This window comes from Stutzerimonas kunmingensis (assembly GCF_021432085.1).
GTDB lineage: Bacteria > Pseudomonadota > Gammaproteobacteria > Pseudomonadales > Pseudomonadaceae > Stutzerimonas.
Window position 1 is genome coordinate 2,857,753 of record NZ_CP090366.1, and the last position, 11,355, is coordinate 2,869,107.

Annotated in this window: 12 protein-coding genes; 8 read left to right on the top strand and 4 right to left on the bottom strand. The window is 60.8% G+C overall.

What is annotated here, in order from left to right; genetic code table 11:
* Positions 1–164: 164 nt before the first annotated feature.
* The 5 genes from LW136_RS13410 to LW136_RS13430 all read left to right on the top strand — a co-directional run bounded on the left by LW136_RS13410 (position 165) and on the right by LW136_RS13430 (position 3,946).
* Positions 165–566 (top strand): ElaB/YgaM/YqjD family protein, encoded by a 402-nt coding sequence (locus LW136_RS13410; RefSeq protein ID WP_014596936.1) that lies wholly within the window; start codon positions 165–167, stop codon positions 564–566.
* A 17-nt stretch (positions 567–583) separates the two neighbouring features.
* Positions 584–964, top strand: coding sequence for a phage holin family protein (locus LW136_RS13415; protein ID WP_041014315.1), 381 nt, complete (start codon positions 584–586; stop codon positions 962–964).
* Positions 961–1,260: a hypothetical protein gene (locus LW136_RS13420; RefSeq protein ID WP_041014316.1), complete on the top strand. Its 300-nt coding sequence runs from the start codon at positions 961–963 to the stop codon at positions 1,258–1,260. Before LW136_RS13415 ends, LW136_RS13420 begins: the two co-directional genes overlap by 4 nt.
* 254 nt (positions 1,261–1,514) lie before the next feature.
* The gene (locus LW136_RS13425; protein WP_041014317.1) at positions 1,515–2,846 is read left to right on the top strand and encodes a deoxyguanosinetriphosphate triphosphohydrolase; all 1,332 of its coding nucleotides are present in this window, start codon (positions 1,515–1,517) and stop codon (positions 2,844–2,846) included.
* 5 nt (positions 2,847–2,851) lie between these two features.
* Positions 2,852–3,946 (top strand): FUSC family protein, encoded by a 1,095-nt coding sequence (locus LW136_RS13430; protein ID WP_044314297.1) that lies wholly within the window; start codon positions 2,852–2,854, stop codon positions 3,944–3,946.
* Here LW136_RS13430 and LW136_RS13435 read toward each other — a convergent pair.
* A complete protein-coding gene (locus tag LW136_RS13435) occupies positions 3,930–4,274 on the bottom strand; it encodes a YggL family protein (RefSeq protein WP_014820690.1) in 345 nt (114 codons plus the stop codon). The genes LW136_RS13430 and LW136_RS13435 overlap by 17 nt on opposite strands.
* Positions 4,275–4,549: 275 nt before the next feature.
* On the opposite strand from LW136_RS13435, the gene dacB reads away from it, so the two are divergent.
* Positions 4,550–6,007, top strand: coding sequence for a D-alanyl-D-alanine carboxypeptidase/D-alanyl-D-alanine endopeptidase (gene dacB / locus LW136_RS13440; RefSeq protein WP_102832773.1), 1,458 nt, complete (start codon positions 4,550–4,552; stop codon positions 6,005–6,007).
* Positions 6,008–6,042: 35 nt separating this feature from the next.
* On the opposite strand, the gene rlmKL is transcribed toward dacB, so the two are convergent.
* A complete protein-coding gene (rlmKL, locus tag LW136_RS13445) occupies positions 6,043–8,223 on the bottom strand; it encodes a bifunctional 23S rRNA (guanine(2069)-N(7))-methyltransferase RlmK/23S rRNA (guanine(2445)-N(2))-methyltransferase RlmL (protein WP_102832774.1) in 2,181 nt (726 codons plus the stop codon).
* A 359-nt stretch (positions 8,224–8,582) separates the two neighbouring features.
* Here rlmKL and rmf point away from each other — a divergent pair, with 359 nt between their 5' ends.
* Positions 8,583–8,798: a ribosome modulation factor gene (gene rmf / locus LW136_RS13450; protein ID WP_003280740.1), complete on the top strand. Its 216-nt coding sequence runs from the start codon at positions 8,583–8,585 to the stop codon at positions 8,796–8,798.
* 92 nt (positions 8,799–8,890) lie between these two features.
* On the opposite strand, the gene LW136_RS13455 is transcribed toward rmf, so the two are convergent.
* Together LW136_RS13455 and LW136_RS13460 are read right to left on the bottom strand one after the other, a co-directional pair.
* Positions 8,891–9,922, bottom strand: coding sequence for a quinone-dependent dihydroorotate dehydrogenase (locus LW136_RS13455; RefSeq protein ID WP_014820693.1), 1,032 nt, complete (start codon positions 9,920–9,922; stop codon positions 8,891–8,893).
* Positions 9,923–10,033: 111 nt separating this feature from the next.
* Positions 10,034–10,255: a DUF2835 domain-containing protein gene (locus tag LW136_RS13460; protein ID WP_003298332.1), complete on the bottom strand. Its 222-nt coding sequence runs from the start codon at positions 10,253–10,255 to the stop codon at positions 10,034–10,036.
* A gap of 158 nt (positions 10,256–10,413) precedes the next feature.
* Here LW136_RS13460 and LW136_RS13465 point away from each other — a divergent pair, with 158 nt between their 5' ends.
* The gene (locus tag LW136_RS13465; protein ID WP_102832775.1) at positions 10,414–11,328 is read left to right on the top strand and encodes a DUF6685 family protein; all 915 of its coding nucleotides are present in this window, start codon (positions 10,414–10,416) and stop codon (positions 11,326–11,328) included.
* Positions 11,329–11,355: the final 27 nt, after the last annotated feature.

An 11,355-nucleotide genomic window follows, 5' to 3' on the forward strand; every position in this document is an offset into this window, starting at 1 on the left:
TGAGGCTCACTGCACGCTCAACACAAACCCGAGTCATTTCACTTCTCACCGTAACCGCAGCTTTCCGCTGCTTCATTCAAAACGAAGCGGGAACCTTGCGTCACCGTCATGCTCGAACTTGAAGTACCGTCACCATTCCCATGACTTCACCAAGGAGCAAGCAGATGTCTACCGAATCCACTTTCAGCACCAGTGATAACACCCCTATCCCTGACGCAACCGCTGGCTCTACCGGCTCGCTGATCGACAAATCAGCCCACCGCCGCAACCTTCAGGCTGCACAGAACGCACTGATCGAAGAATTCCACACGCTTATCGCAGATACCGAGCGCCTGCTCAAACACACCCAGGACACCGCCGGAAGCCAGACCGAAGAATTGCGCGGGAAAATTACTGCCAACATGAGTCGTGCCCGGGAAATGTTGAAGGAGCAGGAAAACACGCTGCGTGATCAGAGTGAAGCAGCCATTCAGTGCACGGAAGAATACGTTCAAACGCACCCCTGGCAGTCCATTGGTATTGCTGCGGGCGCCGGCTTTCTTCTTGGCATGATCATGCGCCGCTGAAGGAGGAAAGCAGGCCAATGGAAGCAAAATATTCCGATGAAGCACCCGCACCGTCCCTGAAAAAAATGGGCGGCGCGGTTGTCGGCCTTCTTCAAGGGCATCTGGAGCTGATTGGAATAGAGCTCCAGGAAGAGCGCAGCCGCGTATTCAGGCTGTTTCTTCTGGCAAGTATCAGCCTGATCCTGGGCCTGCTGATTCTGGCGGGGCTTTCAGCAGCCATCGTCATCACCTTCTGGGAAACCAATCCCATCGCGGCCATTCTGATTCTCTGTCTGGTGTATGCGATTGTCATGGCGGTGTGTATAAGCCGCGCCATTCGCCTCGCCAAGGCCTGCGCGTCGCCCTTCCAGGCAACAGTCGAGGAACTGGCCCGCAACCAGGAGCGTTTACTGCCATGAGTCTTCCCCTCAGCACTTCCAGCGATCTGGCCCTGCGCAAGGATCTGATTCGACTGCGCATGGAGATGAATCGTCAGCAGATCCTCTATCATGCGCAGCCTTTGGCTCATCCTGTGCAGCGTATCAAGAGCATCATGAGCAACCGTGGCGCAGCTTCCGAGCGCCACGGAAAAGGGCCGCTGATGCTGGCTGCGACCGTTGTACTCGCCGTATTCGGCCCGCGCCTGGGCAAAGTAGGCAAGCTTGCGCGTCTGGGAATCACGCTCTACCCGCTGGTTCGCAAACTGCGCCAGTAGCCCAAGGCACAATGGCGCCAATAACTGCAATCCGGCACGTTCCAAAAAGCAGAAACCGCATTTACAGGCCCTGCCTAATCGGCGACAAAATGGTCGAACCGTAGGGCCGAACCTTTTCGCCCTCTGCTGGCAATCCTGGCCGAATGAACTCGGGCCTATGGGTGCTGGTCAGGCCTGTAATCAATACCTGGAATGCGTCACACTGCGCTGTCGGCGTACCAGCCTCCCTGGCGGCCACAAGGAGATAGCCCCCTTTGGACTGGCATACCCTACTTAATCGTGAACGGCTCGGAAAGTCCGTTCACAGCACAGAGGAACTGGGTCGAAGTCCTTTCCACAAGGACCACGACAGGGTCATCTTTTCCGGCGCGTTCCGGCGGCTCGGACGCAAGACCCAGGTGCATCCTGTTTCCAGCAATGACCATATCCACACCCGCCTGACCCACTCGCTTGAGGTCAGCTGCGTCGGCCGTTCCCTGGGCATGCGCGTAGGGGAAGTGCTGCGCGAGAACCTGCCCGAATGGTGCAGCCCGGCCGACCTCGGGATGATCATCCAGTCGGCCTGCCTCGCCCATGACATTGGCAATCCGCCGTTTGGCCATTCCGGCGAGGATGCTATTCGCTGCTGGTTCCAGCAGGCCGCAGGGCGCGGATGGCTCGACGATATGAGCGACGCGCAACGCGCGGACTTTCTCAACTTCGAAGGCAACGCACAGGGATTTCGAGTGCTTACGCAACTCGAATACCACCAGTTCGACGGTGGAACGCGACTGACCTACGCCACCCTCGGCACGTATCTCAAGTACCCCTGGACTTCACGCCATGCAGAGGCGCTGGGGTACAAGAAGCACAAGTTCGGGTGCTATCAGAATGAGCAACCGCTGCTCGAGCAAATTGCACAGAAGCTGAACCTGCCCAACGTCGCAGAGCAACGCTGGGCCCGCCATCCTCTGGTCTACCTCATGGAGGCAGCAGACGACATCTGTTACGGCCTGATCGACCTGGAAGACGGCCTCGAGATGGAGCTGCTGGAATATTCGGAAGTCGAAGCGCTGTTACTGGCTCTGGTGGGCGATGACATTCCGGAAACCTATCGTCAGCTGGGCCCGAGGGATTCAAGGCGGCGCAAACTGGCCATTCTGCGCGGCAAGGCGATCGAACACCTGACCAATGCGGCCGCTGGTGCCTTCGTCGAGCAGCAGAGCAACCTGCTTCGTGGCGAGTTGCACGGTGACCTGGTCGAACATATGCATGGGCCGGCCAAAGAGTGCGTATTGCAGGCAAAGGCGATGGCGCGGCAGAAGATTTTTCAGGACAAGCGCAAAACCCTGCACGAGATAGGCGCCTATACCACGCTGGAAATACTGCTCAATGCATTTTGCGGCGCAGCACTGGAACAACATCGCGGCGGTACCCCCTCGTTCAAGAATCAGCGGATCCTCGACCTGCTCGGACGCAGCGCGCCCTCGCCCGAGCTACCGCTCTATCAGTCGTTCCTGCGCATGATCGACTTCATCGCAGGCATGACCGATAGCTACGCCACGGAGATGGCCGGCGAGATGACCGGCCGCTCCAGCCCGGTTTGACCCACATGAAGCGCCTGCTGCGGCAAAGCATCCACTGGCACCCCGTGCACCCCGCCTGGGGCGCTGCCATGGTGGCCGGCTTTGGTTGCGCCTTGCCGTTGCTGCTGGGGCTGTTCAGTGGCCATCCCGGCTTCCTCTGGGCAACGGTCGGCGCCTTTCAGGCGGCCAAGGCCAACCCACTTCATCGCTTCGGCATGCTGCGCATGCTGTTACTCATCGCGCTGGGCGCCGGGAGTGCCGGACTGGGCTTCTGGTCGGCGACTCATCCACTGATCAGTCTCGGCCTGTTCGCCTTCTACGGCCTGCTGCTGGCTTGGTTGCAGCGCTACGGCAGCGAAGCGGGAAAGCTCGGTATCGGTCTGGCCATCTGCCTCTGCCTTGGCCAAGGGCAGCACGGCATCGGTGAGTTCAACAACCCGTACGCGATAGCCTTTCTTTTCGCGCTCGGGGGACTCTGGGTTACCTTGCTCGCCTTCGGCCTGCGGGGGATGCATGGGCTGCGCATGTGGCCATATATGCCGCGGCTGATGAGCATCCTGCGGGTGCTGCGCAGGCATGCTCGCCGAACGCCGATCCGGCAATGGCGTGTGCACGCCCTGACCTACATCCTGGCCGGAGCATTGGGCGGGGTGATCGTGAATATGGCTGAACTGCCCAGAGGCTACTGGCTGACGCTGGCGGTGTTCACCACGCTGCAGATGGATTTGGAGCGGAGTCTGGTGCGGGCGCTACAGGCCAGCCTTGGAATATTGGCGGCCGCGACCATACTGATCTACATCGGCCACGGCCTGGCTGACCCGCCTCTGATGGTGATGATCCTGCTGCCGCTTATCGTGCTGGGCAGAGCGTTTCAGGCGAATCACTATGGGCTATTCGTCCTGCAGACCACGCTGCTGTTCCTGCTGCTGGCGGAGACGCTGGCCCAAGACTGGAACCTGCCGCAGATACGCCTCATCAATGCTGCCATCGGTGTAGCTGTGGCGCTGCTCATCGCAACGCTGATGCACGTCTTGCAGATGCTGCTGGCCAGGCGCTCGCGCAGGAAAGCCCAGCGGGCAGCATCGCAACGATCAGACGAAAAGACTACTTCTCAGCCCTGATCGGGTTTTCCGGGTACCACACATCCATCAGCGGACTGACACTGTACTCAGCCAGTTCGCTGCGGCCTTTCAGCCAGGCGTCGACTTTCGCACGCTGCTCTTCGCTGACCGAGCCGCGACGGCCGAGGCAGACAAAACCGTAGTCTTCGCCACCGATATAGCCGAGTTCATTGGCTTCCATCGCTTCGCTGATAAACGCTTCGAGGAAGTCGTCCACAGCCTTGCTTTCGATACCTTCGCGGTAGGTGAGATTGACCTCGAAGCCGAGCTCCTGGAACTCATCGACACAGAGTTTCTTACGCAGGCGGCGCGAACGATTGGTAGCCATTTGGGGGCGATCCTTTTTCTACTTGATGACGGCGCGCACTCTAACAGCAACCCCGCGCCAAGGCGATGACCGACAGCAGCGCTCGGCTCATCGCAGCCTAGTGCACATCTGTCTTTGCAGTAACCCATGCACCGCAGCTACGCTTATCGGATAGAGGCACGACGCCTCTACAGCACGGGCATAATGGCCCGCATTCGTTCCCTAAGAGCAGTGGGAAACACATGCCAAATCAAACCGCCAGCAGCCCCCTGTGTTTGCCCAGAGGCGCTCGTACGATGAGCTCCATCCTCCGCGGCATCACCTTAGCCATCCTCGCCCTGCCCTTGACCCTGCCAGCCCAGGCCGCCGGGGTGAACCAGACACTGCCACCGCGCGTCGAACAGGCACTGAAAGCCAACAAGATCAGCAGCGACGCACTGTCCGTAGTCATGCTGCCACTGACCGGTGACGCCGCGCCGACGTTCGTCAACGCCGACGTATCGGTCAACCCCGCCTCGACCATGAAGCTGGTTACCACCTACGCCGCCCTCGAACTGCTCGGCCCCAACCACCAGTGGAAGACCGAGTTCTATGCCGACGGCCCGCTGGTGGACGGCACCCTCAACGGCAATCTCTACCTCAAGGGCGGCGGCGACCCGAAACTGAACATGGAGAAGCTCTGGCTGCTGCTGCGAGATTTGCGTGCCAACGGAGTCACCAAGGTCACTGGCGACCTGGTGCTCGATCGCAGCCATTTCGTCCAGCCCGACCTGCCCGTCTTCGATGACGACGGCAATGACAAGAACAAGCCCTTTCTGGTTGGTCCCGACTCACTACTGGTCAACCTCAAGGCGCTGCGCTTCATCGTCCGCAACGATGGCGGAAAGGTGAACATTGCAGTCGAGCCGCCGATCGCCAGCGTTCGAATAGACAACCGGGTCAAAGCGCTGCCCGCAGGCAAATGCCCAGGCTGGCCGGACGTGCTCTACAACCCGGTTGCGGATGGGGATGGCGTGACCGTCGTGGTCACCGGCAAACTCGCCGACGGCTGCAGCGCACAGACCTACCTTTCACTGCTTGATCACCAGCGCTATGCCGCCGGCGCGGTGCGTGCTATCTGGGCCGAGCTCGGCGGCAGCATTCTCGGCATCGACCGTGTGGCCCAGGTGCCTGACAAAGCAAGACTGCTGGCGAGGGCCTATTCGCCGGATCTCACCGAGATCATTCGAGACATCAACAAGTACAGCAACAACACCATGGCCAAGCAGCTGTTTCTGAGCCTCGGCGCCGAATTCCGTAACGAAGCGGATGCCGATGACGCCAAAGCGGCACAGCGGGTCATCCGCCAGTGGCTGGCCAAGAAAGGGCTCATCTCGCCGCATCTGGTGATCGAGAACGGCTCCGGGCTTTCCCGCGCCGAACGCGTCAGCGCACGCGAACTGGGGAGCTTGCTGCAGGCCGCCTGGCGCAGCCCTTACTCGGCCGAATTCATTTCATCGATGCCGTTGGCCGCCGTGGACGGCACCATGCGCAAGCGCCTACGCAATACCCCTGTCGCCGGCAAGGCGCACCTCAAGACGGGAACCCTGAACACCGTACGCGCCATCGCCGGCTACAGCCGCGACGGCGACGGCAATGTCTGGGCGGTCGTGGCGATCCTGAACCACCCCCGCCCCTGGGGCGCAGCCTCGATTCTCGATCAGGTGCTGGTCAGCCTCTACGGTCAGCGCAACCAGAACACCGCACAACGCTGACTCCGGCAGGCCGAGGGCCTGCCTACACCGGATGATCATCGCGCCTGGAGTTTCCAGGCGCGATGAATACGGGGGTTACGACGGAAGTCCTCGTCCAGCGTTTCGCTGCTGATTTCCTCTACCGCATAGCGCTCGCTCAGGCTGGCATCCAGCACGAACTTGCGGAAGTTGTTGGAGAAATACAGCGTCCCGCCCGCCGCCAACCGGGCCATCGCCAGATCGAGCAGCACCTGATGGTCCCGCTGCACGTCGAAAACGCCTTCCATGCGCTTGGAATTGGAGAACGTCGGCGGGTCGATGAAGATCAGGTCGTACTCACCACGATCTTCTTCCAGCCAGGCCATCACGTCGCCCTGTTCCAGGCGCTGGCGATCCGAAAGGCCATTCAACGAGAGATTGCGACGCGCCCAGTCCAGATAGGTTTTCGAGAGGTCGACGCTGGTGGTGCTGCGCGCACCACCCTTGGCCGCATGAACCGTGGCGGTTGCGGTATAGCAGAACAGGTTGAGGAAACGCTTGCCAGCCGCTTCACGCTGAATGCGCAGGCGCAATGGGCGATGATCGAGGAACAGGCCGGTATCCAGATAATCGGTGAGATTCACCAGCAGCTTGACGCCGCCCTCGGTCACCTCGAGAAATTCGCCCTGACTGGCCTGACGCTCATACTGGCGTGTTCCCGTCTGGCGCTCGCGGCGCTTTACCACCACCTTCTCGCGTGGAATGCCCAGTGCTTGCGGGATGGCAGCCAATGCATCGAGCAGGCGCACCTGGGCCTTCTCCGGATCGATGGAGCGCGGCGGCGCATACTCCTGCACGTGTACCCAGTCACCGTACAGATCGATCGCCAGGGCGTACTCAGGCATATCCGCGTCATATAGCCGGTAGCATTCGATACCCTCACGACGCGCCCATTTGCCGAGCTGACGCAGATTCTTCTGTAGCCGATTGGCGAACATCTGCCCGCCTTCGCTGAGGCGTGCCTGCTCGACCGGCGCCTGCTGCTGTGAATGTTCCTCATGGCCGGCGCCGCGCTGACCGGTCACGAACTGATCCAGCTCGACCTTGATCAGCAGCAGCTTGCACGGCAGCGCACCGTTCCAGAACGCGTACTGCTTGTGACTGCGGATTCCCATGCGCTTGCCGAGATCCGGCGCGGCGGTGAATACCGCGGCTTCCCAGCCCAGGCAGGCCTGGCGCAGTCGTTCGCCGAGGTTCTGGTAGAGATAGAGAAGGCTCGCCTCGTCGCCGAGGCGCTCGCCGTAGGGCGGATTGCAGATCACCAAGCCCTTCTGATTCTGGTCCGGGCGCGGCTCGAAGTCGCCGACATCGCCCTGATAGACCTTGATCCAGCCGGCCAGCCCAGCGCGTTCGATGTTGTTGCGTCCCGGCTGGATCAGCCGCGGGTCGGCCTCATAGCCGCGAATCCATAAGGGCGGCTTGGCCAGGCCAACCTCTGCCCGTGCCTGAGCTTCGGCATGCAGTCTCGACCACAGCGCGGGTACGTGTCCCAGCCAGGCACTGAAACCCCAACGCTCGCGCTTGAGATTCGGCGCGATGTCCGCCGCCATCATCGCCCCTTCGACAAGAAAGGTGCCGACGCCGCACATGGGATCTGTCAACGCGCCGCCAGCAGCGGCGATACGTGGCCAGCCGGCACGCATCAGGATCGCGGCAGCAAGGTTTTCCTTGAGCGGCGCTGCACCCTGCTGCAGTCGATAGCCACGCTGGTGCAGGCTGTGCCCGGAGAGGTCGATCGAAAGCACCGCTTGCCCCTTGTCGAGGCGCAGATGCACACGCAGATCAGGATCGAGCTTGTCGATGCTGGGTCTCTCGCCAGATGCGGTTCGCAGCCGATCCACAATGGCGTCCTTGACCTTGAGCGCACCGAAATGGGTATTGTCGATGCCCGAGCCACGACCACTGAACTCCACTGCCAGGCTGCCGGCAGGCTGCAGATGGTCAGCCCAGTCGACGGCGTGAACCCCTTGGTAAAGCGTCTCGGCGTCTACAGTGGGAAAACGGCTGATCACCAGCAACACGCGATTGGCCAAGCGCGACCATAGGCAGAGCCGGTAGGCCACCTCCAGCGTACCGAAGCCGCGAATCGCGGATGTCTGCTCGCGACTCTCCTCCAGTCCAAGCGCGGTGGCTTCCTCGAGCAGCAGGCCTTCGAGTCCCTTGGGACAGGTCAGGATCAGTTCATGGCGGTCGGTCATGGAGTTTCCACAAAAGGTGCTTCGGACCGCTGCGACCCTTTCGTCGGAACAGGCCCAGCAAAGAAAATTAGAAAGAAGTTACAAACATCATGGTTGCAATCATGCAGAAGCGCCCAAGCAGTGCACTTCGCATCCCTTGCCCTTTCAGGCTTATGGGTAGAACCATAGATTCGTTACCTACTTATGACAAAACGATCATTCCAGCGTCTTCAGCATTGCGTTAGAACTCACCTCAGGCCGACATCGCAATGGTGCCGGCGAAGCGTGCCACGCCGGCAGCGCGCTTCATTGGCAGTCTATCTGCCCGGTCTCGCCATGAGGCCACAGGAACACCAGTCAACCACTGAGGGCAATACCCAATGAGAAGACTCAAGCGTGATCCGATGGAACGAGCATTTCTACGCGGTTATCAGCACGGCATACATGGCAAATCTCGCGACCTCTGTCCTTTTTCCCATCCCAATGTTCGCCAAGCCTGGATTAACGGCTGGCGGGAGGGTCGCGGCGACAACTGGGATGGTCTGACCGGCACGGCCGGTCTGCATAGACTCAACGAACTTCACGCGGTCGGCTAATTCACCGATCCACCCGACTTGATAGCGCGCCCCACCCGGGCGGCGGGCGAGAAGCCCAGGGGCTCCCAACAGGAGCCCCTTCCGGGCAATCATCAATGCGCTTTTGAACGCAGCGCCGCGATGGCATCCACCGCCTCTCGGATCAATGCCGGTCCCTTGTAGATGAAACCTGAATACAACTGAACCAGGCTGGCACCCGCCTCGATCTTCTCTGCCGCGTGCCTGCCCTCGGTGATGCCGCCCACAGCAATGATCGGCAGCCGTCCGCCTAGCGTCTGTGCCAGCACCCTGACCGTGTGCGTGCTCTTCTCCCGAACGGGCGCACCAGACAGGCCACCAGCTTCGTCAGCATGAGCCAAGCCGGCAACGCCTTCTCGGCCAAGGGTAGTGTTGGTGGCGATGATCGCGTCCATCCCGGCCTGAAATACCGCCTCGCCCACCAGAGCGGTTTCTTCGTCGGTCATGTCCGGAGCGATCTTGATCGCAAGCGGCACGCGCTTGCCATGCATGATCTCCAGATCCTCACGGCGCAGTCGCAACGCATCGAGCAAATGCTTGAGCGAGTCGCCGAACTGCAGGCTGCGCAAGCCAGGCGTGTTAGGCGAACTGACATTGACGGTGACGTAGCTTGCGTGGTGATAGACCTTGTCCAGGCAGAGCAGGTAGTCCTCCTCGGCGCGCTCGACAGGCGTATCGAAATTCTTGCCGATGTTGATACCGAGGATGCCCTTGAACCTGGCGGCCTCTACCCGAGCCAGCAGCGCATCTACACCATGGTTATTGAAACCCATGCGATTGATGATCGCCTCGGCCTCGGGCAGGCGAAATATCCGTGGCTTGGGGTTGCCTGGCTGCGGGCGCGGCGTCACGGTTCCCACTTCGATGAAACCGAAGCCCAGCTGCGACATTCCGCGAATGGCTTCGCCGTTCTTGTCCAACCCTGCTGCCAGGCCAACCGGATTGGGGAAATCGAGCCCCATCACCTGAACAGGAAGACTTGCTGGCGCTTTGCCGAGCATTGCATTGAGCCCGAGACGGCCACCGGCGCCAATCAGCTCGAGGGAAAGTTCATGGGAAGTTTCCGGAGATAACTTAAACAATAGCTGGCGGGCCAGGTTATACATACGCAGCCTAAGGTCTCGGTAAATGTGGACGCGGAGTATAGCAGCCCGAGAGGGCTTCAGCCGCTGCCGCCAGTGAGGAAATAGGCCGGCCGAGCGCACCGACCGACGGGTTCATTGCAGACGCCGCAAACGCAGCAATTGTCCCTGCTCAGCGAATTCGAGCTCGAAGGAACCATATATCCCTTCGTGGGTCAGAAACGGGCGCAGATGATGCGCCGGCAAGCTGACTCGCGTGCCGTCGCGACTTCGAATCAGGACTCGATTCGCATGGCCCTGGTAGACCGCCTTCATTCGTTCGGCGGACAGCGCGATATCCAGTACCAGATTTGGCATGGAGGCTCCTCAGTGATCTATTCAGCGATATTGCCACATCGACACGCGATCTTTGCCCAAGGCTGTGACGCAGGCCAGCGCTACGGGTGGCGCAAAGCCCGTGCGCAAATGAAACAGGTCTGCCACACTTCGGCCGTAGCCCTGAGAGCTCAAGCATCATGATGAGCCTGCCCGAGCCAATGCCTTCACTGACTTCTCAAATCGCACGACTTGCGCAACGCCTCGGGCTGCGCTCCAAGGCTTCGCTTCCCATTCAGGATCGCGCCAGCAGCCTGCAGCTGCCCTTTTCCCGCCTACCCGAGCCTGAGCCCAGCATTTTCTGGAACGATGGCCCCTGCCTGCAACGCTTGCTGGAGCTGCCACGTGGTGCGCTCTCCGGTCCGGTGCAGGAAGACAAGGCCCGTGCCCATGCTGCGCTGACCCGCTTGATCAGCAAGGATTGCACCCGGTCACGGCTCGACCTGCGGCAGATCGACGGCTTCGGCGGGCAGCGCAAAAATGAACCGAGTTACCCGACCTTCGAAGCCTTTTCCAGCACGGCGGGTTGTCGACAGGTACGAATCATCAGCTACAAGGATTTTCTTCGAGCACTCGGTACCGCCTTGCCCGGCTTCGACAAGGAAGCAGCGATCGATGTTCGCCAGGCCAGCTGGCTCGGGGAGCGGCTTTATTGGGCCGGCGAACACCATCTGGAAGCCTTTGCCTGCGCCGTGGCCTACGCGCGCTTGCGCGGCCTGGAAGTCATGCTGCCGGCGGAGGTCACCGATTACCGCCTCGACCGCTCCGGTGTTCACGCGCTGGACGCTGACTACCACGCCGTGACGATGCCTGCTCAGGCCTGGAGCGACCGTGAATTCATGGCCATGCTGCTCGACAGCCAGGTCCCCTATGCCCGCTTGACACTACTGCGCGATGCCAGCAATTCCGAGTTGCTGTTGCTGGAGAAGCGTGACCCCACAGCCAATGCCATTGGCGAGGGGCTGAAGCTGGCAGGCGCACCCGACCTGATTCGCTACCTGCGCGATCTGCCGCAGATCACTCGCTTCAAGGTCGGACTGCCTGCGCAGGACTGAGCGTTTACCGCCACGGACTCCCTGCGC